Genomic DNA, 25711 nt, shown 5'->3' with positions numbered 1-25711 from the left:
ACCCACCAACGTATTCAACTACTCGTTAAGATATTTTCTCTTCCCCGCGGTAATGCTATTTGATAAAACCAACGTGGGAACCAAGCACCGAAGGTGCCGCGGAAAGTAGCACAAAGCAGAAGGCCCGCCTCCGATTGGAAGCGGGCCTTCTTCGTTTATCCCTGGCGAGATTTTTAGATTACCCCAACAAATTATACAGGATCTGCACCGCCAGAATCTTGCCAATGAGCACCACCGGCAACATCCGGGTGTAGCCAATGGTGGGATACTTGTTACCGGCCTGCTCGATGGCGAAGTCCAGTACGGCCGGCTGGCTGCCCACCATCCCGCCGAGGAAGCTGAAGGGAATACGCCAGATCCGGTAGCCGATGATCAGGGTGGCGAGGGTGGTGACGATGGCGATGATCCCCCCCGCCAGGAAAAGTTTCCACCCCAGGTCGGTGACGATGGTCTGCGAAAAGGTTTGTCCCGAGCGAATGCCGATTCCGGCCAGCAGGAAGATCAGGCCCACCTGCCGCAGCGTCAGGTTGGCGCCGTAGGGCAGGGTCCAGACGATGGGTCCTGTACGGCGCAATTGCCCGAGGATGAGGGCCACGATCAGGGGCCCGCCCGCAAACCCAAGGCTGAAGGAGTAGCCCCCGGGGAGAGTGATGTTGACCATCCCGAGCAGCAGTCCCAGCGTAATCCCGAACCCGAAGGACAGCAGGTTAACCTTGGAAAGCGCCTCATAGCTGTTACCGAAGGTTTTGAATAGCTCGGGCAGGTCCGAGCGGTGAGCCACGATGAGGATGCGGTCGCCCAGCTCCAGCACGGTATCGCCGGTGGCCAGCAGGTCCATGTCTCCGCGCTGCACGCGGGTGATGAGGACGTTGAACTTTTGCTGCAGATTGAGCGAAGCGATGGTCTTACCCGCAATGTCTTCGTTGGAGATAAAGATGCGCCGGACGTCAAAAACCGAGCGATCGTAGGTGAGCTCCCCTTCGGCCGGCGGACCGATGAGCGCCGAGGCTTCCCGAACCGCTTCCTCCGTGCCGATGAGCACGATGAGGTCGCCGTGCACGGGGCGACTGTCCCAGGTCGTCAGCGTCGTGTTGCCGTTGTGGGAAAGGCGGCCGAAGGCGACCCGGACGGTCTGGTTACGGATGAACTCCCGCAGGGTTTTGCCGGCCAGAGCCTCATGTTCCACCCGGAAGGTCCGGTTTACCAGTTTATCCCCCAGCGGATAATCGCGGGCCAGTTCTTTGGCCTCCGTCGCAAAGTTGATCTTCAGCACCCGCTTGAGGAGCACCAGTCCCAGGATAACCCCCAGTACGCCCATGGGGTAGGCCAGGGAGTAACCCACCACGGCTTGCTGACTCTGGACCTCCACGGCACCTGCGTCCGCGCCCAACTGAATGGCATCCAATAAACCGGCAAGTGCGGGGGTATTGGTGGAAGCGCCGGCGTAGAGACCGCCGGTCAGGGCCGCATCAAAGGCAAACCATTCCCCCAGGAAATAGGCCAGTCCAGCGGACAACAGCACCGTGAAGGTGGCGAAGTACAGATCGCTGAAGCCGTGCCGCCGAAAGCTGGCGAAGAAGGCCGGAGCGCTGCTCAGTCCCACCGTGTAAACGAACATGGCCAGCCCCAGGAAAATGATGAACTGGGGCACGCTGAGTCCCGGGTCCAGTGCCCCGAAGGCCAGGCCCACGAAAAGGACGGCGGCGACCCCGAGCTTGAATTTGCGGATGCGGACTTCGCCCAGTCCGTAGCCCAGGGCGATGACGGTAAAGAGCAGCAGGAGCGGGGATTCAAGGAAGGTCTCAATCACGGGCGAAGGGGATGAATGCGTCGCGTGGCTTTAGTTGGGGGGGCGAGGACGCAGGTGCACAGTTCTTACCGGCGGCCATGGCCGGACCGACGTTCCGAAGAAAAGGCCTGAACCGGGTTTTTGGTTTTGGTTGAACCGCAGGAAATTAACGGCCCTTCCTTTCTTCCTGGTTTATGGCGCCAGGTAGCGATCCACCATACCACGGAAATAGCCCACGGCCTTATTGATCCGGTAGGGGTGGCCGACGCTGTCGAGCTGGAGGGGAAACAGCAAGGCGGAGTAGGCCAGTTTGGCCAGCATCACCAGGCTGTGGGCCAGCGAAGGGTTTTCTTTTCCCCGGAGGATGCTGCCGTGGTAGATGCGGTCCACCACCCACTGCCGGCTGATGGCCCGGCGGGGCACCCAGTGCCTGGCCCAGGAGCCGCCCACAAAAACGGGGGTGACGCCCGCCGCCGCCAGGCGGCTCTGGGCTTCCCATTCCTGTCCGCGGGCCCCACCCACCGCGCCGGGCCCATAAAGTGGCGAGAAATTCCCCACCCGGTGAAGGTCGCTGCGGAAGCAGGACCAGTTGGGCCCCAAAAAGCCCCGAAAGCCGTCAAACTCCCGGTAGGCTTTCCCTTCGGAAAGATCGAAGTCCCGGCAGCTGGGGGGAAAGTAGGGCAGGAGCTCCCGGGGGGGCGGGATTTCGTAATCGGCCCGCAGGGCCCCGCCGAAATAGTGTCCGGGGCCGTAGCGTTCGGCGGCTTCGCGGTGCCGTCGGATCGTGCCGGGTTCCACCTTAATGTCGTCGTCGAAGAAAATCAGAAAGGCCGCGTCGGGCAGTTCTTCCACCACGGCGTTGAGGGCCTTGCTCTTATTGCCCTCGGCAATCTGCCGGTAGGTCACCGGCAGTCGGTCGGCATACGTTTGCACCAGCGCTCCGGCGCCCTCCGAACCATTCTCAATCACGTGGATGGTCAGCTCCGCGAGCTCTTCACGGACCTGCAGCAGGCTGTCCAGGCAGCGGGTGAGCAGCTCGTAACGCTGGTGGGTGGGCAGGAGGATGTGGACGGGAAAAGGCATCAAGAAAATATACTAAATCTTTGTAAAAAATTCCTGGAAGCCTCCCGCAGGTCAGGCAGGAAGTTGGTTGTCATAACGAACAAGACGAACGATGCTCCGGTGATTGCTGATCTCAATAAGATATTGATTACGGGGTGGAAATTTAGCGGAATAACCATCCAGACAATGATTAGCAAAATACCCAGTATCAGAAAAAGGAGCTGGGCAATCTGAAATGGCTGAATTTTAAAACGAACATAAACAATCACCGTTTTAAAGGTATTGAAAACAGCCAATGAAAGGCATGTTGCCAAAGCCGCTCCAAACATCCCCATATCTAACCGAGCGATAAAAACCCAATTGAGCACAATGTTAAGGACGGCCAGTAATAGAATTAGTGCCAGATTGTACTTAAACATGTCCGAGAGAGAAATAATCTGCCCGTTGATAGAATTGGACAAGTCAAATAGTCTGCCAACTCCCAGAAAGGCAAAGGTTAACAAGCCACCGACAAACGCATCCGGCTTACCCGTCAGGGCAAGAATGTCATTAAGGGAAATGTAGATTCCCGTAAAAAGGACGACCCCGAGAAACGAGAGAATCAGTGAGGTTCTTTGATAGAGTCGATCGATCTCTTTGACGTTTTCATCTGCGATGTGCTTACTAAGTGCTGGCATACTAATCCGAACCAATGATCGAAAAGGAATATTGATCACCAAAGCGGCAAAAACAAGAATGCGATAAATGCCAACCTCTTCCGGACTTACGTAGGAAGCGAGGCTAACCGTATCAATTGATAGTGCGATTTTGGAGCCTACTGCCCCAAGGATACCGAAAGCAGCATATTCTACGAGTTCACGGAATTTATCATCCCTTATTACCGGGCCGATATGAAAGCTAATTTTTCTTTCTCCTAAATAATATAGATACCCTACGAGGCTAAAGAGTACAATCGATTGAAGTGAGATCAGCGCTAATTCCAATTGGCCGTATTCCCACCCCTGACTTACGTATAGCAAAATGATAATTGGCAGCCCGATTTTAGGCAGCAGTAACGTAGTTGCGGTTTGGATCGTGAGTCGATAAAAATTGATGGTGTAGGTCTCCAGCAGCGTGATGAACACCTGAATTACCGACAAGACACAAATTGAAGTAGCGTGATCAATATAGAGATCAAAGTTATTTGTTGGCTTGTCCAGCAAATTGAGAATCGGAATTCCAATCAAGAAATATCCTCCGACCAACAGAATGGAACCAAGGGTAGTAATTAGCAATAAGAACCCCAAGAATACTGAGCGATCTGCGGGGTCCTTATTGAAATTTGGGAAATACTTAATCGCCACTCCAATCATTCCAAGACTGGCGAAGGGGGAAAGTATTAACGCCAGGGCAATTAAGGTTTGTAAAAAACCATATGCATCGAGATCCTTAGTGTAAATAAACAGCATGGCAATTACGCCCAGGACTGTACTGATTACATTCAGGGAACTACTTTTAATACTTTGCCGTGCGATTATTCCCATTAACCTAAACAACTATTTGCTTCAAGAAAATCGGAAGTCTAATTCTGGGTACCGCTTAAGTCAGTTAAGCGAAGTGGTGCACCTTTTTTCAATGGGGTGCCAGCAAACTTTCCAAGAATTTCGTCGAAATACCTTGGGTGTAATCCGTCTCCGGGACGAATGACCCGAACGTTTTCTGGCGTAATGATTTCTCCTTTCTGAATATCTTTTACAACATAAATAGACCTTCTAAATTGTCTGCTCTTTTCCTCTGCTTTTTGAGTGTCCAACTGTATCCCACCCAATGCCTGCCATGCTCGCTCAGTTTCTGTAACGAGGAGAGCCAACTCTTCAGGCTCCATGCTGAAAGCACTGTCTACACCACCATCGGCACGACGCAAGGTGAAATGTTTTTCCACCACGGTGGCCCCCAAAGCAACTGCGGCCAGGGCAACCCCGACCCCCATCGTATGATCAGAAAGTCCAACTTCGCAATCCGGAAAAACGGACTTAAAGACCGGTATAGTTTTGAGGTTGGTATTCTCAGGAGTAGCGGGATAGGTGCTGGTACACTTCAAAACACAAATTGGCCCAGAACCAGCGGCACGTAAAATCCGAACACTCTCATATAGTTCATCCAGCTTGGACGTGCCGCTACTGATAATCACTGGTTTTCCCGTTGCCGCCACCTTTCGGAGTAACGGATGGTGATTACTTTCAAAGGAGGCAATCTTATACGCAGGAACATTTAGAGACTCCAGAAAATCTACTGCCGTTTCGTCAAAGGGGCTGGAAAATGCTTCCATTCCTAACGAGTTAGCGTAAGTAAACAGTTCTTCATGCCACTCCCATGGCGTATGGGCCTCCTGGTACAATTCATAGAGGTTCCGATCTGCCCAAAGACTATCGGGGTCGGTGATATCAAAGAGTCCGCCCCGGTGATCAATGGTCATTGTATCAGCAGTATACGTCTGCAATTTGAGAGCATGACAACCTGCCTCGGCGGCGGCTTTGACCAGAGCTTTAGCCCGGTTAATGTCTTGATTATGATTACCAGACATTTCGGCAATGATGAAGGGTCTATGATTTTCACCTACTTGGAATCTTCCTATTTTCATGACTCATCGTTTTTATCCGATAGTGACCGTTCACGTCTTTCATAGCGCAAAAGGTCGGTGCCGCGCAGATTTACTTCTTCTATGAGAGAAAACTGAACACGTTCGAAAGTTTTTCTTGATGCAAGGTTGTCGGGTCTGATGTACGCTACGATTAAGGGTATCTCGGGGAACCGGGAATGAAATTGCTCTTGTCCGATTGCCAGCATCCGGCTGGCCAGTCGTTGCCCCCTGAAACCGGGGTCAATGCTGATACTGACTATGGCACTACCCGACGAGGAAACTTCGTATCGAATCTGTCCGCAAGGGCGATTACGGTACAAGAAAAACAACAAAAGGGAATCTTGATCTACTAACCTGCGGCTGAACCATTTAGTGTGTTCTTCCCAGCTTATTACATCTGTTTTTACCGCCGTGCTTCGCACCACTGGGTCGTTCGCCCACTTGAAATACTGATGCATTTCAATTTTTGTTGCTCTTCGGCAAACAATGGGTTCTACTCCAGCGGCCAGCTGCTTAAAAATGCCGGAGAGGTTGACGTTACTGTAGCCATCGATAAGTTGGTCTACCTTCGTACCATAGGTCACTCTGTCTTCGGCAAGGCACTGATCAATTGCTGCTTTGAGGCGTTGCGGTTTATTCCAGTCGCCCACTCCTGCAAACAATTCCGTGTTAAGGAAACCATGGTAAATATCCATTTGATTGTCAACGGCATAGCCCATCACGATGGGTACTTTACAGGCGATGGCCTCTAACATGGTCGTTGAGGCGGGTAAAAAAGCTAGTCGAGCGCCTTGGTAAAGTCCAATCATCTCCTCGTCTCCCAGGTTATGATGGATCTTAACCGGACCGGGATACTGGTCTGCGGCTAAGCGTACTTCCGGCAAAAAGGGATTAGATGCTCCCAAAACCACGTCAACGGGATTGTCAAATCCAAGATCAGACAAGCGGCTCAGGAGTAGAGTACTGATATTTTGTGGATCGGCCCCGCCAAAGCACATGTAAAATCGATCGCTGCGCGCTACCGGTGCTGCCTCTCGGGCAGCTAATAAAAATGGTTCTCGTAAAAGTGCAAAATCTAATCCGAAAGCAAGAGCCGTTTTGTCCTCATGACTATACTTGTCCGATAAATCGGTTGAAGGAGAATGGTTGATGATAACATCAGCCGTAAAATGATAGCGGTACACATCATCGATACAAACAACCTTTTTCCCAACGACCGCTAAAGATTCCTGTAAATCTGTGGTAAAATGGTATCCGTCAAGGACAACAATCTCACCATCCGCGAGAACTTCATCTTCCGCAAGCTTACGGATGAAAGTTTCCTTATCCCCGAAACCCAACTGGTCGACATGATCAAAATTTAGCTTTATTCTCTCCAGTACTTCAACCGGTGCCCCGAAACTGATTAATCCACACCAAAAATGACTTCGCAACATGCTTGCGAGTGCCGCTGATCGATACAGATGCCCAAGCCCCATTGACCGATTACCATCGGCACGAAAAATGATGATTGGCTTTCTTGATGCTACGTTCACCTAAGTAATCGATATTTTAATTCTGCAAGCTTCCAGTCTTCTTCGGTATCGATATCCTGTCCCTGAAGCGGAGAAAGAACGATACTTCCAGAATGATCAGTCCACATTCTTTTTTGGGGAAGCACCTTCTCTGGTCTTAGCCAATAAAACATACCTGCATCAAAATACGCTGGTTCTAAATCCTGCGATCTTGCATTCATCTTGGAGGGGTCTAGCATTTCCGTTTCTCCCTCAGCACTCCGCTTAAGTGCTCTTTGAATCGGGGTACCGTAAGGAATTACGGGGAAACAGCTATCATAGCCTTTATTAGAAAACTCAGTATATGCTAACCGGAGAAGGGACGAGGTGACAAAAGGTGCCGTGGCGTAGATGCAGCAAACCTCACTGAAATCGTGTACGTAGTCGTCGAGTACTTCTTCGATTACCTCAAGGGTCGTTGAGAAATCTCCAGCGTTTTTCTTGCTACGCATAAATGGGACCTCAGCACCAAATCCTTTTGCGATCTGAGCGATTTCCTCATCATCAGTGCTCACCATCACTTCATCAAATAGATTTGAAGTGATGGCCGCCTCGATTGAATAAGCAATAATTGGCTTCCCCAAAAACAACCGAATATTCTTCCTGGGTATTCTTTTGCTCCCACCGCGAGCCGGAATTATGCAAATTTTATCCATTAACAAAAGCCTCAATCGTTTCAATAACGAAACGCTGTTCTTCCTCCGTCAGTGATGGATACATTGGCAGACTTAATGCCCGGGAATAGTAAGCCTCCGCAACCTTAAGATCCGCTTCTTCGTAACCAATTTTCTGATAGTAGGGCATGGTATGAACGGGGATATAGTGGACCTGTGCGTAAATACCATGATTCCTCAGATAATCGTAAAGTCCTTTACGATCTTCCACCTCAATGACGTAAAGGTGAAAAGCGTGCAGTAGATTTCCTTCGGGGACACCGTGGTAAATAAGCTTTACCGCCGGATCAGGCTTAGCACCTGCGGCTACGCCCAGATCAGCAAACGCTAAATCATAATAACGGGCTATTTCCTGACGACGAGCCATACCTGCTTCAGCTCGTTTGAGCTGACTTAGCCCTAAAGCACAAAGAATGTCTGGAATACGGTAATTGTAGCCCAGTTGCTGCATCTCCATATACCAACCACCATGATCTTCCCCAACAAATATGGAACGGTCCCGCGTGATTCCGTGCGTCCGCAATTGTAAAAGCTGTTCATGAAGAGCGGGGTCATTAGTGGTGACCATTCCTCCTTCCCCACAAGCGATGTGCTTTACGGGGTGAAAGCTGAATATTGCCAGGTCAGCATACTGACCGTTACCACAGAGCTGCTTTTGTCCCTCGCTATCGTGAAAATAGCCCCCGGGGGCATGGCAGGCATCCTCAATAATCCAAAGGTTATGTTCCTCCGCTAATGCGCGGAATGCCTCCATATTAACCGGATAGCCGGCAAAGTCTACGGGGATTATACCGTGAAAAAATCCTGGAGGATGGGTTTCGATCAGTTCCCTTACTCGAGTTAGGTCTAAGGTTAGCGTATCGGGATCAATGTCGGCAAACCAGACTTCACCTCCGCAGTACCGCACGCAGTTTGCACTCGCAGCAAAAGTGATGGGGCTGGTGATCACCCGATGGCCTTCTTTTACGCCTAAGGCCAGAGTACATAGGTGTAAGGCGGCGGTGCCATTGGCCACCGCCACAGCGTACCTAGCCCCAACGTAGTCCGCAAAAGCATGCTCAAACGCGGCCACTCCCGGGCCAGTAGTCAGATAGTCGTGCCGCAATGCTTCAGCAACTGCCGCGATGTCGTCGTCCGTAATGTGCTGTCGGCCGTAGGGGATGGAGTGATCAGGCATGGGAGAAGGTAGGGTCAATATGATCGCGAATTAATTGACGGAGTTCTTCAACGCTAACCCATTCGGTGTTACTTCCGGAGTTATAACTGAAGCCAGCAGGAACTAATTTGGCGCCAAACTCTTGCTTAAACTCCTCGAGATTCCAAACGGAGGACGTGGGGAGGATAACGTAATACTTACCCATATCGTAGGTATTGAAGGAGTCAGACGCCGTAATCATTTCCTCGTGAATCTTCTCTCCGGGGCGAATTCCCACAATTGGGTGCTCCATTTCTGGACCAATTGCTTCTGCTACATCCGTAATCCGATAACTGGGAATTTTTGGGATGAAAATTTCGCCTCCCCAGGCATTGGCAAGGGCATGAAAGACCATATCAACCCCACCGTCAAGGCTAATGTTGAAGCGAGTCATTCTCGGGTCCGTTATCGGTAAAAACCCATCGGCTCTCTTTTTAAGAAAGAAGGGTATGACCGACCCGTTACTACCCATAACGTTGCCGTACCGAACGACACTGAAGCGGATAGGGTTTTTTCCCCGAATGTTGTTAGCAGCGATGAAGAGTTTATCACTGGTCAACTTCGTAGCGCCGTACAAATTTATCGGGGCACATGCCTTGTCCGTGCTAAGTGCGACCACGCGGCTTACCTGAGTTTCCAGGCAGGCGTGAATCACGTTTTCTGCTCCCCCAACGTTCGTTTTAATGCACTCGGAAGGGTTGTACTCGGCTAAATGAACGTGTTTCATGGCCGCTGCGTGGATGACATAATCAATGCCTCGCATCGCACGTACTAAGCGTTCACGATCCCGCACGTCGCCAATAAAGAACCGAATAGCCGGGTATTTGCCGGAAGGATACTGCTGGGCCATTTGGAACTGCTTCTGCTCGTCGCGGCTAAAAATCACCAACCTGCCCACCTCTGGCCATTCGCTAAAAATCCTACGGGTCAGGGCCTTGCCCAGTGAGCCGGTCCCTCCCGTAATCAATACTGACTTGCCCGTCAGATCAAGTTTATTCATGCCGGCAAATATAGTCAAGAAGCGAGGAGTCCCTTCTCAAAACAGGTCTTTGATTGCTTCACTTCCGGTTGATTTTACCTCCCCGTGAAACGCCCCTGACCGGCTTACTCCTTAAGCCGGGGAGCGCCATCACCGCTAAAATCTTCTAAGAAATTTGTAGAGGACCAATGCTTCTTTTCCAAATACTTCTGTTCAAAATCAGAAAAATCCTTTAACTGCGGTCTTTGGGAGTATTGGTACCAAGAAGGCGCTTTAGACTTAAAAATGGAATAAAAGTTCGTGCGATAAATACCAACATGCCTACGCACAAATTTTACCAGCTTCCGCAAAAACATTGGACGAAGTGTAGGCAGTTTCTTCCCTGCCGTGGCCAGACCTCCAGAAACGGATTCGATGAATTGGTAAGGCTTCCCATTTTGACTCACAAAGAACCCGTACTTCAGCGTAGCACTTTTTGCCTTCGGTGGCAGGTCAACTGTCTTCAACAGTACGAGTAGCCCCTTCAGGCTATCTGGCCGATAAACTGCATCATGTTCCTGATAAAAGGCCCTACCATAAAGGATACTTGGCCGCCCCCAATAGGTAGCCTCGATTCCGATAGTGGACCCAAAGGATAGCACCACGTCGGCAGCTTCCATAATCGCGTAGCTATCCACTGGGGCATCACCTGCGATTAGCGAAAGGTGAGGAAAATCGAAGGACATCAGTTCCCTCATTTGTCGATTTTTTAACCCCGTCAGGTTTGGGTGGATTCGCACAAAAATTGAGAAGTCTTCCCAATCCAGAGTTGCTTGTGCGATCTGCCGGATGGCATCATTCTGATCGGCATACAGATTCGTCTGCCATTCGGCGATGCTTTTCATCTCATCCTCACTCGAGTTAAATATTACGAGATTTCGTTTCTGCGGGTCAAACTCTGGGGGTAGCGCACCACTAGATTGCCCTCCGGTATAAACCTTATCATCCAGGTTCTTGCCCATACGTTTGGCCCGAAACCAATTGTTAGCCAGTGCTTCTCTGGTTTCCACCTCCGTATTTCCCCAAAGTGCATTCGCCATTCGGTCCCGCACCTGAATACTGTGAGGAAGACCATTTTCAAACACTTGGTAAGTGTCCGGTTTACCCCCTACCTCATAAGTGGTAAAAGGAATGCCCATCTTATTACAAACCTCAATCATGCTCCGGCACTGGACGTGCCGGCCATTCCAGAGGAAGACTCTCTGCGGGGCAATATCCCGTAAAATCTTGTCCGCATTTCGGGCGAGGCAAATTGATGCCCGAAGCATTATTTCGACGATTTGCCGATGTCGCCCCTCCAGTTCTACATCATGGTTTCTTAGCATAGACACCAGAGTGGAAGCAACTCCCCTCCCAACATTAACTCCTTCAAACTCATAGGCTAAAAGTTCCTCAGTAGTTTGGGGCAGCGCAAAGCTTCCCGGAGGAGGAGTAAGTCCATGATCCAGGGTTATCATCCGGTCTTGAGGCACCCCCGAAAGCTTGGCCAAGTCGGTGCAATTGGCGTCACATTTTGCACAGTCGATTGGATGATGGATTAGATTGTATCGACAAGACAATAAACCTCCGCCGCAACGTACAACCCATACTTCATCCCCTAATAAAACCCTCGAGCGCATGATCTCAAATTCGGTCTTCTGCATGCGCTTGTGGGGGCCCTGCACAGAAAGGAATAGTGTTCTCAGAAAAAAGAAGTTTTTACCATCAGCTAATGGAGTCTCTAAAGCAATTTAACGGACCATTGCGGCCCTTCCGCGTTATTCAGGACAAGCAATTGCGGTCATCTCCGGCTGCCCGGCGTTGTTTACCGTCATCCTCCAGCATTGACCATTCGGGGAACGCATGATCACCCCCCGATTTACGTCTTCAATGTAGATGTCACCGTCTGCCACCTGTAAGCGGGAGGCAGGTTCAGAGGTACTCAATCCAATATTGCCATTGCCCTGAATGAATAGCTTAGCGGTTCCGGCAGTACGGAAAGCAAAATGCCTGGTTTGCCCCTGAGGAATACCTGCCATGAATTCCAGAGTGGGAACATTATTGTATTCTTCTCGGGTAATGAGGCTAATGTTGTAGGCGGACCTGCCCCAGGTGGGAGAGATGTCAACAAATTTGATCTGCGGGAAAAAATCGTGGAATAGCCTTGGCTCTTCGACCTGATAGAGGGAAATAGAAGACAATCCTTCGGAGAATTGAAGCCCCCTCAAGGTATATTCACTACCACCCTGGGTAACGTAAGTAGAGTCTACTTCCTCGAATTGTCCACCGCCATTTTCTGCATAAAGTGCATAAGGAACACTAAGAAGTTCACTGGTGCCCAGAAGGTCAAAATCATTACCCCCTTCTTCGTCCATTTCAATTTGTAAGTAATGACGATTGCTTCCCCAGCTAATCCCACTAAAGTCGCCTATAGTCGGTGTGCCCATGCCAACTTGTAAATTGAAGAGCCCCAGATCAGAAGTCGTGGCCTGATGGATTTCTTGGTAGGCATCAGTACCCGCAACATCTCCGAGCTTTACCGTTATTCTCAACTGGATGTCTTGATTAGGTAGCGGATTACCAGATAAATCTCTGGCGACGCCCTGGTAATTAAAGGCTTGAGGGGCTTGGGCGAAAAGCGATCCGACAAATAGGGTGAAGAGAATGATTAGGTGAATTGCTTTCACGTTACTTGATTTTTTGAATACGTAAGGTTTGAGAAAATGGCGTTCCCTTTACGGAAAAATTGAGCAGGTAGGTTGCTGCGGGTAGCGCGGAAATATTGGTAGTCTCCGTAAATATTGTACCGGCAACGTCCTTTTGCCATAGCGTTCGCCCCTGGAAATCAAAAAGACGAATGCTGATCGTTTCCGCTTGATGGAGGGAAAATTGCATGTCCATTCTGCCGGAAGTCGGATTCGGGAGAACGTTAATGGCCCCTATCGAAGCCGGAAATTCCCGAAGGCTCGTAATTTGAAAGTTGGGCTGATGGAATCCCTGAGTGATCTGGCGGCTATCGTGCCGGATGGTCAGGGTGGCTGGTTCACCAAGAGTCCAATCCAACTGGGCATCCTTTCCTTCAAAGGACGCGCCCGCCGGAGAAACTACTTGAGAATCCCCTTCCTGGGAAAACCCTGCCTCAGCAAAGAGTATAAAGATGAGGAGGGTAAAAGAAAGTTTCATAGATGGTTAGATGAGGTTAGTGCAGGAATAGGTGTTTTATATTCCATCAGAAAAGATTCCGAATTAACATTCAACACACAAATCCAAGCCCCATTCACGATGGGCTCTTAAATAAGTATTTACGGACTTAAATGGGGAATGGTTGAAGGTGTCTAAAGAATGGGTATCAAGCGATGGTGGATCGGCAATATACAATAAATTACTAAGGTTTCAGAAGGTGCGCAAGGATAATAAACGGAATATGATCACCTGAAGAAAACCGTAAAATTAAATTTACACAGATTGTAATTTAACTATACACAAATTTCCAGCCAAAATTCAACCTCTCCCCAAATCATCGGAATCGCCGCAGCGCCTCGCGATCCACCGTCCAGGGCAAACTTCCGCCGTGCTTCCACGTCCGGTAAGCCTCCCGCAGCCAGTCTTCCAGCTTGCGCTGCTCCGCGGTGGCGAACACGGCACCGGCGCTGGCGCCATGAACAATATCCGCCAATTCCGGATCCGCCGGACCATTCACCAGGGCGAGGATGGGGCGACCGGTGGCCAGGTAGTCCCAAAGTTTGGCGGTCAGGACCCCGTAATAGCCCGGCGCAGCCCAGTTGAGGAGCAACAGGACCTGAGCGGAACGTTGCATTTTTTGCGCGGACGCGGGTGCAATGATGTCGGCCGTATCGCAAAGCACTCCGGAGGGTACCCCCGAGGTCCATTCCGTCCAGGCCGCCGCGTCCTTGCCCCGGTACACGAGTCGGAGGTCGCTGGCCTCCACTTCTTTTTGTTCCACCAGGCGATTGATGGCCCCGACGAGCGGCGTGATGGTTTGCAGTCCCGGATAGAGGCTTCCGGTGTAGACAATATCAAAGGTGGCCGTGCGGGGAGCCGTCCTTTCCGGGGGGAGCTCCAGCAGGGCGTTGCGGTGCACCTCGATCCGGGGGTGCCAGCCCCGCAGCTGGGCGGCCTGTCCTGAGGAGACGACCCATACTTCGTCCGCCGCAGCAATCATCCGCTTGCCCCACCAACGCTGCAGTGCCGGCCACCAGACGTCCTGGCGCACCGGATCTACGGGCAGGTCGCGAAAATCGGCGATCCACCGCAGCTGCGGGTAGCGGCGCTTAAGGCGCCGCGCCACCAGGTGATCGGACCAGGGCCGGAAGGAGGAAAAGACGGTCCGGATACCGTGTGCTTCCACCCACTTGCAGGCCTGGTCGTAGGCCCGGCGCCGGTAGATCGGGCCGCCATCATCGGTCAGGTACAGAAAGGGAAAGGCCTGCCGCAACCGCAGGAGGTGGCGGACGAGGGGGCGGGATTTTTGGTCGGCGGCAATCATTCCCCGGGGGTCGTGAAGAATGAGTCCCCGGAAATCGGTGGCCTCAATGCCACACAGGTGGATGGAGGGAGGGTAGTTTTCTTCTACCTTACCCGGATGGATAACAAAGACCTCCGCCTCACGAGATTTTTCCCGGGCCAGATGGCTCAGCCTTCGGTGAGCGACTCCGGTACTTGACGAAAAACGTTGGGTCAGAAAAAGGTAGGCCACGCGCTAATCTGCGTTCAGGTCGTCAATTAATTCCCGGTACACCGCAATGACGTGTTCCTCCGCATAGTGATCTTCGATTACCTTCCGACCGTTCAGTCCGATGCGGACGAACTCCCAATGGGGCAGCTGTACGGCTACGGCAATGGCTTCGGCCAGTTTATCCGCTCGTTTGTGGGGCACTATCCAACCGTTGAGGCCGGGTCGGGCTACCGCCCGGCAGCCCGGAACGTCGGTGGTTACCACGGGGCGCCCCATGGCTCCCGCTTCCAGCAATACCCGGGGGAGTCCCTCCCGGTAGCTCGGCAAGACCACCAGACCGGCTTCCGCAATCGCGGTGCGAACGTCCGATAACTGACCCCGGTAATCAATTATACCCGCGTTGACCCATTGTTCCAAAACGGCCGAAGGCACTGACGCCGGATTATTAGGGTCGATTGCCCCGACAACGGTAAAGGTCAGTGCCGGATACTTCTCTCTCAATCTGGAGGCGGCCTCCACGAATTCATAAATGCCCTTATCCACGAGCAACCGCCCGATAAAGAGTACCCTTTGCTGCTGTTCCGGGGTGATTTCCGTCAGCCCAAAGTGGCGCGTATTCACCCCCGAACCCGGCACCAACAGGGCGCTGCCGGGATCAATGAGTCGCTGTTGCTGAAAGAGGTTCAGGTCGTCTTCGTTTTGGAAGAACGTCCGATAAGCCCGGGCCAGCGCGAGGCGGTACAGTCGTTTGACGATCTTTTGGGTAATTCCGTCATTGATGAAGGCATAGCCCAACCCGGTGATGGTATTGATGACCCGAGTGCCGGTGCGGGGGGCGGCAAGACTGCCGTAGATTACGGGCTTAATGGTATACTGGAGTGCCAGGTCGATTTGCTCCTGACGGTATATGCGGGCGAGTTCCCGCAGCAGGCGCATATCGGTCAGGGGGTTTTGTCCCTTACGTTCGAGGGTGGTCAGGGGTAGGAACCGGAAGCCCTCCTGTTTAATGCTCACTACGGCGGGGTCTTCAGGACAAACGACCAACAACTGATGCCCGGCATCCCGGAGGGCCCGCAACAGGGGCATCCGGAAATTGACCACGTTCCAGGCAGCATTGACCACGAGTGCGATTCTCATGCCGGACTTAATATTTGGAAGAATATCCTTTGGATGTAGGCGGTTCAGGTAGAACTTTCGCGACACCTCGGAGCAGCTCATTGCACGCCGTCGCCGAGACTAGTCGCGTAAACACTACAGCTCCGAGGAGCGCTTTTGTAGAAGGTAGTATAGCCGGTCCTCCGAGCCGTCTATACCGGGCCATAAGCCCGGTATGCTGCTCGTAGGTCTCGGCGTAAGCTATAAATTTTTGTACCACTCCAGCGACTTTCTTAGTCCCTCACGGATATCTACAGTGGGGGCGTAGCCTAACAAGCTTTTCGCCTTGGAAATATCGGCGTGGCTGTGGGGGATGTCTCCCTTTCGTTCCGGGCCATAAGTTGCCCCAACCGTTGTCCCGGTAACCTCCTGAATACCTTCCCAGAGTTCGTTCAGCGTCGTGCGGGCACCGAAGGCGACATTGTACACCTCGTTGAGGGCAGCTTTATTTTTGGTGGTCAACGCCAGGTAATTGGCCTGGACGACATTCTCGATGAAGGTAAAGTCACGACTGAAGGAACCATCGCCGTTGATGGTGGGGCTTTGGCCCCGGAGCGCCAGGGAGAAAAAAATGGGAATTACCGCGGCGTAGGCGCCACGGGGACTCTGGCGAGGACCGAAGACATTGAAGTAGCGTAGGCCAATGAAGTCCGTTCCGTAGGCCATATTGAATACTTCGGCGTACTGCTCGTTAACCAGTTTGGTCACCGCGTAGGGCGAGAGTGGTTTACCGATCCGGTCTTCCACCTTCGGAAGTTCCGTGGAGTCTCCGTAGGTGGAAGAAGAAGCGGCGTACACCACCCGGTCAATCCCCGACGCCTTGGCGGCGTAGAATATATTGACCGTACCGCCAACGTTGACCTCATTGGTCATCATGGGGTTTTCCAGGGACCTGGGGACGGAACCGAGCGCTGCCTGGTGGGCAATGCGATCAATCCCCCGACAGGCTTCCAGGCAGACCTCAAATTTCCGAATGTCTCCTTCAAGGAATTCATACTTTTCGTGCGCGAGGAACTCCTCCACATTTTCCCGGCTACCGGTGGACAAATTGTCCAGGACCCGCACCAGTTCCACTTCCGGCTGGCGAAGCAGGAAAGCGACCAGGTTGCTACCAATAAAACCGGCACCGCCGGTGACCAGGATTTTCATGCTTGAGCACTTTGTTTAATCGTTAAATATTATCGGCTGTTTACCGTATTCCGTACTTCCCGCCAAAACGCTATCCTTCGTCCTTCTAACTGGTCACGATCGTAGTTTGTGGCATGTTGGAAGTTGCGTCGGGCGACGGCTTCCTCTTCCGCCGTCGACATTTCAGCGTATTTCAGGAGTAGTTCCTCCAGCCCCGACACGTCTCCGACTTCATGCAGAAATTGCGGCTCAATCAATTCCGGAATCCCGGCGATGGAGGAGGCCACCACGGGGAGTCCCCTGGTCATGGCCTCAATTACGGTGCGGGGCAGGCCCTCCTGCCGGGAGGGGTGAACGTATAGATCAAGCCCATCCAGGAAATCCAGGATGGGCTTACCTGCGGGCAGCTTGCCGTGTAACGTCAAAGCGTCCGTGACACCCTGCGCCCGGGCAATTTCCCGGAGCCAACCCGTTTCTCCCGGACCGACCAGGTGCAGTTTCGCCCGAACGCCTCTCCGAGCAAGGGCCGCCAGGGCAAGCACGGCTTCCCTATGCCCCTTGAAACGGACATTGGAAGAACCAATCAAGCCAAAATTCAGCACTTCTCCCCTACCCGATCGGATTTTCCGTAGCCGCTGTTCCAGCACGGTTCCGGTGGTATCTACGGCTAAGTCGACGTTGGAGGCGTGGGCCTGCCGCCCCCTGGTCGGGTAGCGATTTTGCAGGAAGCGCTCCGTCACGTAAATGGCGTGGGGGGCGTTACGGATTGCCCGGCGCATCGCCCAGAAGGAGGGCCAGGCCATCATCTTTCCCTTCAGGGAGCCATGATTCCAGTAGGCGTCGTAGACGCAACCGACGACCTCGACGGCGTAGGGTTTACCGATGCGCTTCGCGTACTGGATGGCGAACAGGCCAATTTCACTGGGGAGGCGGACCGCCACCACGTCGTGCGCTTCGATGATGTCCCGCAGCTCCCTTACGCTACCGAGCTGGTAGCGCAGGAAATTGAGGGGGTCGCGCGCGTTCGGGAGGAAGTGGAAGCTGACGCCCGGAGCATCCACCCGATTTAAGCGTTCTACTTCGGTGGTCTCTTCCCCCAGATTGGCCACCACCGTCAGGCCGTCAAATACCGAAAGGTAACGGGACCAGGACGAAACCGTAAAGGCGCCACTGCTGTACACGGCGGAGCCGTGCCGGTAATAGGTATGATCGTAGAAGTGGGCTATTTTCAAGATCCCTGCTCCCCGCTGATTATTTGGTCAAACTGATCAAAGTACTGCCGGCTGATGGTCGCCGGAGAGAAGTCGGCGCTGCGGACGCTTCCGTTTCGGCCCAGCTTTGCCCGCAGCTCCGGGTCACTGGCCAGGGTGCGGATGCCTTCGGCAATGGCCGCCACGTTTTCCGTTTCCACCAACCAGCCCGAGTGCCCGTGGGTAATAATTTCGTCGGGACCCGCCGGGCAGTTGGTGGACAAGACTGGCGTCCCGCAGGCCATCGCTTCGGTGATGACGTTTCCGAAGCCCTCCCAGCGGGAGGACAACACGAAGAGGTCCGCCCGGCGAAAGAAGGGATAGGGGTTGGACTGAAAACCCAGGAAATTGACCACCTGGCTGAGTCCGAGGTCATCCCGCAGTTCCTTCAGGGCGTCCTCGTCGGGGCCCGTCCCGAGAATATCCAGGCGCATTTCCGTAATGCCCGGCACCTGCGCTAGCGCCCGTAAAAGTAAATCAAAGCCCTTCTGCGTCGTCAGCCGGCCACAGGCGACCATCCGGAAATTTGTGTTTTTTGGCTGTTCCTCACCCTCAAATTGCAGCGTATGGATCGCCTCGTCATACCCGGCATTGTAGACCACCGGAGTTTTGTGATCGGGCATGCCCGTCAGGCGACGCACATCCCGTTGCACCCCCCGGGAAATACAAATCAGGCGCGCGCAACGGGGATACAATTTGGCCAACTGCCGCAGATGCCAGCGCCCCATCCAGCCGCCGTCCGCGAGGCTTTTCGAGGGCATGTTCTGACAGCACAGCACGAAGGGGATTTTACCGTTCCCCAGGGCCCTGGCCACCATGACGTTCTGACGGTCCATGAAGGAAACCACCAGATCGGGGGTGATTTTCGCGACGAGTCCGGAGAGCTTTCCGTACCCTAGCGCGAGGGCCAGGGTAGACGAACCGATGCCCCGCGACAAATGATGGACGGTGATGTCATCCCGCAAAAACTGCTCGTAGTTCCCTCCGTCCCGCGTCAGGATCAGATGAACGTCGTAGCGACGGTGATCGGCGGCGTTGAGGATGCGCAGCAGATGCTTTTCCGCGCCGCCCCCTCCGAAACGGGAGCACACGAAGGCAATGCGGCGGCGAGCTTCTGTGGTCACGCTCATGACCAGTTGGTTTGTAGTCCGTACATTTCCCGCAGGGCCGTGACCGTAGGGGAATAATAGGTTCGGAGTTGTTCACGGAGTTCCTCCGGGAGCGGATATTCCGTCGGGGGAGCCGCCTGGAGGGCCAGATAGGCCGATTTCAGGCGCCTTTTCACGGCGCCAGCGGGGACCAGCGTAGAAAGCTTGGTCACCCACCGGTGCAGGCTCCTGGCCCGAATCGTCACCGTGCGATTGCGCCGGGGAACTTCCTTTTGGGGGAGTGAATCTTCGAGTTGTAACCAGTGGATGATGTCCTTAACCACCGCAACGGAATCTTCCCGGTAGGCCTCGTAGGTGACCAATTTGATCTGTTCTCGGGGAAAATGATCGTACCAATTAGCCAAGTAATGATCGTAGCGGCCGTAGGAAAGATCCCGCGGTAATACGTAACGGGAAGCTCCCGGCGCCAGCATCTTCTCAAGCTCCGCTACTTCCCCCCGGAGCGCGCGCCCGACGAATTCCGCAAAACTGATGGGTTTCAGCAGGCGCCCCAGATTATTTTCCGTGTAGGCGAAGGAAGACCGCAGTCGTTCGATGGGGTTCCGGAGAATAAACAGGAACCGGGCCGAGGGAAACGCTTCGGCCAACACTTCGGGCATGTGCTGCTGGAAGAGCAGGTGAGTAGTGCCATCCAGGAGAAAACTGGTCTTTCCGCGCGGGGAAAAGTACCGCTGATGACCGAGAGGCCCCGCAGCATGCACGTTACCCTCCCGCGCCAGGAGCGGGTGTCCCGCATCCAGAAAGTAAAAGGTTTCCTTGGGTTCCGAGCCGGTGATTTCGGGGTGATCCGCCAGGGCCGCAAACAGGCTGCTGGTGCCGCACTTGGGGGCACCGCCGAGGAACAGGGGAATGGTATCGTTATTTTCGATCAAGGGAAATAGCCTGATAAATTATCCCTGGCCGCCACAGGTAACACAACAGGGCGATCAATACTATAATGCTGATGCCCTGGGCGAAATCCACGATTGACCTGGTGGCCATGGACGTAAAGCCTACGACAAGCAGGTACACTACCCACACCAGGGGCTTCCCCCGGTTTTTCAGGAATACGTTGGTAGAGAACCGATGAAGCAGTCCAAACAGTACGGCGATCAGCACCACCCCCGGGTACCAGAAATTCCAGTAGGCTTCGTAGTAACCACTAACCGGAATACCGAGGGCATCGCCGCCAAAGCTGTTTCTTTCCAGCGAACGTCCGTAGTACAGAATATTGCCCGCGTAGGCCCCGGCACCCCGGGGCTTGTTTTTCCAGATGGCCCGGGGGACCCAAAAGAAGACTCCCGCCAGATAGGTCCGTCCCCACAGCGGCCCCACCTGGTCCATGGCCTTTCCGACCACCATCATATTGCCATTGATCCGGTCCTCAACCTCAGCGGAGGTCAATTCAAGCTTCTCCGAAATGCTGGTTTCCGTGAGCAGCTCCAGCGAAATCGCATCTCCTCGGTTTCCTGCAGAACGAATTTGTCCCAGTATGCCGACCATGATGACCCCGACAAAAGCGGCCACTCCAATGGTCAGCGTAGGTATTTTTCTGGTGTGAATGACGTAAATCAGTCCCAGAAAAATCAGGGGAAATAGTATGCCGGAGCGGGATCCCGAGACCACGAAGATTACGGCCAGGCTACCCAAAACGTACATCCAGAACAGGGGGTTGAACCTGGCCCGGGGCCGGTAAGCGAACCAGATAAGCCAGGCGTACTTCAAAAACTCCGTCAACACGATGAGGTGGCCCCCGCCAATTTTTTCCCGGAAGCGAAAGCGGCCACCCGCCAGGCCCAGGATGGTGGCTTCCACGCCACCATTTCGGCTGATGATCAGGTAGGCGGCGGCCAAACCGATCAGCCCCCCGAAGAACAGTCTGAGGGATAGTCGGGACGGCGGAAGGATGCGGAGCCTGGGAACCTTTAGCCGCCGGGCCAGCAGGAAACTCAGGTAATAGGCCACGAGCCCCATGATGGCGATCCAGTCGTGCCTGACCACCGTCCAGGCCAGTTCCGTCTGGGAGAAGTGTTCGAGGCCCACAAACGAAAAAGACTCCGGAACCCGAAAGTAGAATGGGGTCAAAAGGGACCAGAAGTTCTTGGCCAGTGAACTGGCGATCCCGATTAAGCCGGGCAGGATAAAGGGATGGAGCCATCCTAACTTACCGCGCTGGTAAAACAGCAGCGGGCCGAACAGCAGCAAGACGAAAAGCAAATTGCTGCCCCAGCGGAGGATCACCAGCGGCCGCTGATCGTAGACCAGGTATTCGATCCCCGGCAAGCAGACGCGGTACAACAGAATGTATCCCACCAGGAGCAGGCGAGTCCAGACCGAGATTTCCACAAAAGGATTACTATCCGTCACGCTTCGGGGAAGGGCCCTATCCATTCCGTTCGGTTAGCTCGTGGTAGAGTTTTCGGTAGGCCGCCAGGGCTGTTTCCTTATCGAATAATCGTCGGGCCGTGACCGCACCTCTTTTGCCCATGGCCGCGCGTAAGCCAGCATCATCCGCCAGGCGGTTCAGGGCCGAAAAGAGTCCGGGGTAGTCCCCTTGCCCAATGACGATACCGCAGTCATGTCCTTCCAGGATTTCCCGGGCGGAACACACATCGAAGCTGACGACGGGAAGACCGCTGGCCAGTCCCTCGATCATACAACGCGCCATGCCTTCTCGTTCGGTGGGCACGACCACCAGGTCGGCGGCGCGGTAGTAGTCTTCTACGCGTTGGGCGAATCCGACGGTCACACATTGCCCACCGGGTAATTGCTCGATTACTGCAGCGCACTTTTTAGCATACTCATCTTCGTCGGGGTGGAAATCACCGACAAAAACAGTTACGAACCTGGCACCTTCATTTGTTAATGCCCGCAAGTATTCTAATTGCTGCTTGAGCGACCAAAATCTTGCCACGAAAAGCACGATACTTTCCGATTCGGACAACCCCAACTGCCTTCTCAATGCTACCTTTTTTTCCTGACTTCCTACCGGATAGAACCGGGTAAAATCGACGATACTGTATACATGAGAGAATAGTTGTTTAGCGGACATAAACCTAGGAATCGGCAAACGGTTCCTTAGCTCTTTTTCCATCTCATTACTAAGTGAAACTATTCGTTGACTAAAGCTCAGTAAGGCCCAATGCCAACCATACTTTTGAGAAGGAATTTTAACACCACGGATATTATGGACGATCCGCCATCGCTTCAGCATGGCAATCGGAAAAATGTGTAAAAAGGAGGCAATATCATTCGTATGCAGTACCGATATTTTTTGGCCGCCTAATATTCTTTTTAGGTGAAATGAAAATTTTATCTTTCGCCAAATTCCTCCCCCGACAAATTCTTGAGGCAACACCAGCACTTTAATCCCAAGTGATCGCAATTGTGCATTCAGGGGAGTTTCCAGCTGGGTAACCACTATACTTTGGTCAGCGGAATCCCCCTTTATTATTTCTACCAGGCTACTGATGCCCCCGTTCGCTTTCTGGGGAAGCTGGAAGAAAACATAGAGCACCGTTATTTCTTTGCTCAACTTTTAGTCTTGAGGATAAGCATTCGCATAATCATTAACGCTAGAACAAATGAAGAAGAGCTTCTCTAGAGCGTTACTTATATCCGAAAAGAATTGGTTGTGGTGCCCGTTTTTTTGATAAGCCGACCCAGCTTATAGCTACCTGCCAACTTTGCCTAGTCGTTGACTCAGGATAGATAGATACATCACGAAATAACTTTTTGAGCAATCTAAAGTCTTTAATCGTCAGGGGATCATCCGTTCCGCGATCAACGTGCCTGATTTTTCGGGTGGTATGCATCAAAGCATTGAAAAATCTAGTCTGGGTGGGCTCAAAAAATAAAAACATCCCATTCTTCCTTAAGACGCGGTGAATTTCTGGGATAGATTGTGATCTCATCGTGTGATGAATAGAAGAACGAGAAAATACTAGATCAAAGCTTTCGTCCCTGAACGGCAGAAATTCTGCGGGACAGGTGTGAAAAGTAATTCTTTCTGATTCTCCAAGCTTTCCTTGAATCCGGTTGAAGCCAAGCTTTTGGGAGTTCGCCGAAACTTCAATTTGCTCGACACTACTGGCTCCAGCGGCAAGGAATCGCCAGGTATCGATGCAGGATCCACCGATATCAAGGATTTTTTTACCCTTTACCGTTTTCTGGAGATTAAGTCCACTTTTCCGTAGCGTCTCAGAATTTTTGTAGATGGGTTGTTCAACAATAGAAAAACTTTCCAAGTTAACTTTGTTGAATTTCGAGTTTGACGAACCGCTCGCCCAATCATCATATTTTGAAATCTCCTTCAGTACACGATCGTCTAGCCCGGGGAACGAAAGTGCTTTGATCCAGTCTAGGCGCCGGTATTCGGTATCCCAAAATGCACACTTTTCCCCTTCTCCGTTTCGCAACCAATTATCATAAAATACTATTGGCTTTTTGGTGATGGGGTGAACATATTGAGCAAGATTCATAAAGGTCTTCATTGGGTTCTGGTGATTAAAACAACTACTCCTCTACTAAAGCGATCATAGAGTAGAATCTTCTTTAATGTGCTAATGACTTTCATCCTAACCTTACCTAATTAATAATGGGCAAGGGTCATTTTAAGCCGCACTGACGTCTTTGTGGATAAATTCAAGGATGCGGCGCGCTCTTTCTTTCCATGAATATTTTTCTTCAAATAGCTTTTTAGCGGCTATTCCCATTGCGATCCTTAAATCACCATCTCCCTTGATCCGTTGAAGGGCCTCGATCCACGAATCAACATTTTCGGGGTCACAGAACAGCGCGACTTCATCCGTTAAAACCTCCTTCAGGACCGGCAGATCAGAGGAAATGACGGGTTTGCCATGTGCCATGTAGTCAAACATCTTCAATGGGCTGGTAACGGCTCCGATGTCCATAATCCCTCCACCGGAGGTTTTTACTTTCTTTTGATTGGGTAATAAACAACAGTCAAAATCATAGAGGTATTCAGAGACTTTACCGGGCTCAACGAAGCCATGTAGTACTAAGTTTTGAGGCAGTCCTTTTACTTTCCAAGTGTCTATATCCTCTTGCTTACCTCCTACAACATGGAAAGATACACTTGGTAATCTTTTAGCCAATGGGAATATTATTTCCATTCCTTTCCCTGGGTATAGATGACCTAGATACCCAGCAACGAATTTTCCGGATAGATTTATTTTTTTGGACTCTGCTGATGGAGCCTTAGCTGCGTCTGGAAACACTCCAATTTTACGCTGATCATAACCGGCAATTACCAGTTGATCGGCTAGTGCTTTGGTGATGGCAATTACCTTGACACACCTTTTCGACCGAATTAAAACACTCTGGAGAAACGAATAAGGAAGTTTTCGCTGAACTTTAAAATAATGCGATTCATAGACCACATCTACTCCCAGTAAACAACAAAGCCCAGCTAAATGACTATCTCTTGTATAAACTAATTCTGGCCTTTTAAATTTTAGCCAACCAACTATCATAGCCAAATACAACAGCAGCCCTCCAGGGAAAGGAAGCAACGATACTTTCTTGATTTTGAAGTTCTTCCGAAGACCGTAAAACGTAAATACATCTGAGACGTCACTTTCTTCTTCTTTTCTGATTCGCTTATTCGTAGGAATGATCAACTCTACCGAATGCCCCCAATCCCCTAACGCCGAACACATATTCATAATGTGCAAACTATTTGCCGCTCGGGAAGGGATGGTTGTTCTTGCAAGATAAGCGATGGTCAACTTACTGCTTTCTTCTTTTAAAGTTTCTCGCAATCATGAAAACCATATTAGAACGCCTTAAAATAGGAACCGTTACTCTTTTCTCTGGCTGCTGCTCGTATATCCCAAAAAGTCTGTAACCATAGGGTTTTAAATACTCTATGATGGTTCCAAAAGGAATATGAAAATCGTTCTCGGGATTCATGCTTACCTCCACTTCCAAGAATTTAATACTCCCACGCTTCAACATTCCATCAGCTCCCTGCAGGACCTTTAAGTCGAAGCCTTCCGTATCAATTTTCAGAAAGTCAATGGAATCGACGTTGTGATCCGCACAATATGAGTCCAGAGTTATGACCTCAACCGTTGCCCGAGCTTTTTCAGCATCCTCAAGCAGGAGTACATCCCCCGTCAGGCTATTCCTATCTGCCAGCTTCATATCAACATAGTAATCTACTTCCACTGTGCAATTGGAGGCTCCGACCGCAAGATTTTCTAACACCTGATGCTCATTGCTGGATAACCTTTTCTGTAGGTGAGAAAAGGTTGGGGGAATTGGCTCGAAGGAGACAATGGTAGCCAATGGGAATTGCTCTCTTGCGTATGCAGTAAAGTTTCCAATATTTGCTCCGACGTCAAAAATGACGTCAAAAGAATACTCAGGCCCCCAGCAAGCTACATCCTGAAAAAAATCCACCCCATGACTGGGTTTTTC

22 protein-coding genes are annotated in these 25711 nt (G+C 51.9%); all 22 read right to left on the bottom strand.

Annotated elements, in window-relative coordinates; all coding sequences use genetic code 11:
• Nucleotides 1-178: 178 nt before the first annotated feature.
• Nucleotides 179-1810: a TrkA C-terminal domain-containing protein gene (locus tag E1J53_RS19610; protein ID WP_134274018.1), complete on the bottom strand. Its 1632-nt coding sequence runs from the start codon at nt 1808-1810 to the stop codon at nt 179-181.
• A 171-nt stretch (nt 1811-1981) separates the two neighbouring features.
• Nucleotides 1982-2872 (bottom strand): glycosyltransferase, encoded by an 891-nt coding sequence (locus tag E1J53_RS19605; protein WP_134274020.1) that lies wholly within the window; start codon nt 2870-2872, stop codon nt 1982-1984.
• Nucleotides 2872-4374: a lipopolysaccharide biosynthesis protein gene (locus tag E1J53_RS19600; protein WP_134274022.1), complete on the bottom strand. Its 1503-nt coding sequence runs from the start codon at nt 4372-4374 to the stop codon at nt 2872-2874. Before E1J53_RS19600 ends, E1J53_RS19605 begins: the two co-directional genes overlap by 1 nt.
• Nucleotides 4375-4412: 38 nt before the next feature.
• Nucleotides 4413-5471, bottom strand: a complete 1059-nt coding sequence (pseI, locus tag E1J53_RS19595; RefSeq protein ID WP_134274024.1) for a pseudaminic acid synthase — start codon at nt 5469-5471, stop codon at nt 4413-4415.
• Nucleotides 5468-7006: a bifunctional UDP-2,4-diacetamido-2,4,6-trideoxy-beta-L-altropyranose hydrolase/GNAT family N-acetyltransferase gene (locus E1J53_RS24730; protein WP_134274026.1), complete on the bottom strand. Its 1539-nt coding sequence runs from the start codon at nt 7004-7006 to the stop codon at nt 5468-5470. Before E1J53_RS24730 ends, pseI begins: the two co-directional genes overlap by 4 nt.
• Nucleotides 7003-7680: a pseudaminic acid cytidylyltransferase gene (pseF, locus tag E1J53_RS19585; RefSeq protein ID WP_134274028.1), complete on the bottom strand. Its 678-nt coding sequence runs from the start codon at nt 7678-7680 to the stop codon at nt 7003-7005. The genes E1J53_RS24730 and pseF overlap by 4 nt, the downstream gene beginning before the upstream one ends.
• Nucleotides 7673-8875: a UDP-4-amino-4,6-dideoxy-N-acetyl-beta-L-altrosamine transaminase gene (pseC, locus tag E1J53_RS19580; protein ID WP_134274030.1), complete on the bottom strand. Its 1203-nt coding sequence runs from the start codon at nt 8873-8875 to the stop codon at nt 7673-7675. Before pseC ends, pseF begins: the two co-directional genes overlap by 8 nt.
• The gene (pseB, locus tag E1J53_RS19575; protein WP_134274032.1) at nt 8868-9893 is read right to left on the bottom strand and encodes a UDP-N-acetylglucosamine 4,6-dehydratase (inverting); all 1026 of its coding nucleotides are present in this window, start codon (nt 9891-9893) and stop codon (nt 8868-8870) included. Before pseB ends, pseC begins: the two co-directional genes overlap by 8 nt.
• 104 nt (nt 9894-9997) lie before the next feature.
• Nucleotides 9998-11554, bottom strand: a complete 1557-nt coding sequence (locus E1J53_RS19570; RefSeq protein WP_134274034.1) for a hypothetical protein — start codon at nt 11552-11554, stop codon at nt 9998-10000.
• A gap of 114 nt (nt 11555-11668) precedes the next feature.
• On the bottom strand, nt 11669-12577 hold the full coding sequence (locus E1J53_RS19565) for a hypothetical protein (protein ID WP_134274036.1): 909 nt from the start codon (nt 12575-12577) through the stop codon (nt 11669-11671).
• A gap of 1 nt (nt 12578) precedes the next feature.
• Nucleotides 12579-13073, bottom strand: a complete 495-nt coding sequence (locus tag E1J53_RS19560; protein ID WP_134274038.1) for a T9SS type A sorting domain-containing protein — start codon at nt 13071-13073, stop codon at nt 12579-12581.
• 334 nt (nt 13074-13407) lie between these two features.
• Complete coding sequence (locus tag E1J53_RS19555) at nt 13408-14607, bottom strand: hypothetical protein (protein ID WP_134274040.1); 1200 nt, start codon at nt 14605-14607, stop codon at nt 13408-13410.
• A gap of 3 nt (nt 14608-14610) precedes the next feature.
• The gene (locus E1J53_RS19550) at nt 14611-15723 is read right to left on the bottom strand and encodes a glycosyltransferase family 4 protein (RefSeq protein ID WP_173021571.1); all 1113 of its coding nucleotides are present in this window, start codon (nt 15721-15723) and stop codon (nt 14611-14613) included.
• A gap of 219 nt (nt 15724-15942) precedes the next feature.
• Nucleotides 15943-16890 (bottom strand): SDR family oxidoreductase, encoded by a 948-nt coding sequence (locus E1J53_RS19545; RefSeq protein ID WP_134274044.1) that lies wholly within the window; start codon nt 16888-16890, stop codon nt 15943-15945.
• A 29-nt stretch (nt 16891-16919) separates the two neighbouring features.
• Nucleotides 16920-18101 (bottom strand): glycosyltransferase, encoded by a 1182-nt coding sequence (locus E1J53_RS19540; protein ID WP_134274046.1) that lies wholly within the window; start codon nt 18099-18101, stop codon nt 16920-16922.
• On the bottom strand, nt 18098-19249 hold the full coding sequence (locus E1J53_RS19535; protein ID WP_134274048.1) for a glycosyltransferase: 1152 nt from the start codon (nt 19247-19249) through the stop codon (nt 18098-18100). Before E1J53_RS19535 ends, E1J53_RS19540 begins: the two co-directional genes overlap by 4 nt.
• On the bottom strand, nt 19246-20160 hold the full coding sequence (locus E1J53_RS19530; RefSeq protein WP_154640250.1) for a sulfotransferase: 915 nt from the start codon (nt 20158-20160) through the stop codon (nt 19246-19248). Before E1J53_RS19530 ends, E1J53_RS19535 begins: the two co-directional genes overlap by 4 nt.
• Entirely contained in the window at nt 20147-21658 is a 1512-nt protein-coding gene (locus E1J53_RS19525; RefSeq protein ID WP_134274052.1) for an O-antigen polymerase, read from the bottom strand. Before E1J53_RS19525 ends, E1J53_RS19530 begins: the two co-directional genes overlap by 14 nt.
• Complete coding sequence (locus E1J53_RS19520) at nt 21651-22802, bottom strand: glycosyltransferase family 4 protein (RefSeq protein ID WP_134274054.1); 1152 nt, start codon at nt 22800-22802, stop codon at nt 21651-21653. The genes E1J53_RS19525 and E1J53_RS19520 overlap by 8 nt, the downstream gene beginning before the upstream one ends.
• Before the next feature lie 73 nt (nt 22803-22875).
• Nucleotides 22876-23760 carry a class I SAM-dependent methyltransferase gene (locus tag E1J53_RS19515; protein WP_134274056.1) on the bottom strand — a complete coding sequence of 295 codons (885 nt, stop codon included), beginning with the start codon at nt 23758-23760 and terminating at the stop codon, nt 22876-22878.
• Between the two features lie 120 nt (nt 23761-23880).
• The gene (locus E1J53_RS19510; protein ID WP_134274058.1) at nt 23881-25050 is read right to left on the bottom strand and encodes a glycosyltransferase family 4 protein; all 1170 of its coding nucleotides are present in this window, start codon (nt 25048-25050) and stop codon (nt 23881-23883) included.
• Nucleotides 25019-25693: an FkbM family methyltransferase gene (locus tag E1J53_RS19505; protein ID WP_173021570.1), complete on the bottom strand. Its 675-nt coding sequence runs from the start codon at nt 25691-25693 to the stop codon at nt 25019-25021. Before E1J53_RS19505 ends, E1J53_RS19510 begins: the two co-directional genes overlap by 32 nt.
• Between the last annotated feature and the right edge of the window lie 18 nt (nt 25694-25711).

Origin of the sequence: Lewinella sp. W8 (assembly GCF_004375085.3) — a bacterium.
Taxonomy (GTDB): domain Bacteria; phylum Bacteroidota; class Bacteroidia; order Chitinophagales; family Saprospiraceae; genus Neolewinella.
The sequence above is the reverse complement of the archived record's forward strand: the minus strand, read 5'-3'. Positions and strand labels throughout refer to the sequence as shown.

Bases quoted from the DNA above. Each gene is read 5' to 3' on its own strand.
- E1J53_RS19600 (WP_134274022.1), bottom strand. From the start codon at position 4,374: ATGGGAATAATCGCACGGCAAAGTATTAAAAGTAGTTCCCTGAATGTA.
- E1J53_RS19515 (WP_134274056.1), bottom strand. From the start codon at position 23,760: ATGAAGACCTTTATGAATCTTGCTCAATATGTTCACCCCATCACCAAA.
- E1J53_RS19545 (WP_134274044.1), bottom strand. From the start codon at position 16,890: ATGAAAATCCTGGTCACCGGCGGTGCCGGTTTTATTGGTAGCAACCTG.
- E1J53_RS19605 (WP_134274020.1), bottom strand. From the start codon at position 2,872: ATGCCTTTTCCCGTCCACATCCTCCTGCCCACCCACCAGCGTTACGAG.
- E1J53_RS19550 (WP_173021571.1), bottom strand. From the start codon at position 15,723: ATGAGAATCGCACTCGTGGTCAATGCTGCCTGGAACGTGGTCAATTTC.
- pseI (WP_134274024.1), bottom strand. From the start codon at position 5,471: ATGAAAATAGGAAGATTCCAAGTAGGTGAAAATCATAGACCCTTCATC.
- pseF (WP_134274028.1), bottom strand. From the start codon at position 7,680: ATGGATAAAATTTGCATAATTCCGGCTCGCGGTGGGAGCAAAAGAATA.
- E1J53_RS19535 (WP_134274048.1), bottom strand. From the start codon at position 19,249: ATGAGCGTGACCACAGAAGCTCGCCGCCGCATTGCCTTCGTGTGCTCC.
- E1J53_RS19525 (WP_134274052.1), bottom strand. From the start codon at position 21,658: ATGGATAGGGCCCTTCCCCGAAGCGTGACGGATAGTAATCCTTTTGTG.
- pseB (WP_134274032.1), bottom strand. From the start codon at position 9,893: ATGAATAAACTTGATCTGACGGGCAAGTCAGTATTGATTACGGGAGGG.
- pseC (WP_134274030.1), bottom strand. From the start codon at position 8,875: ATGCCTGATCACTCCATCCCCTACGGCCGACAGCACATTACGGACGAC.
- E1J53_RS19570 (WP_134274034.1), bottom strand. From the start codon at position 11,554: ATGCAGAAGACCGAATTTGAGATCATGCGCTCGAGGGTTTTATTAGGG.
- E1J53_RS19560 (WP_134274038.1), bottom strand. From the start codon at position 13,073: ATGAAACTTTCTTTTACCCTCCTCATCTTTATACTCTTTGCTGAGGCA.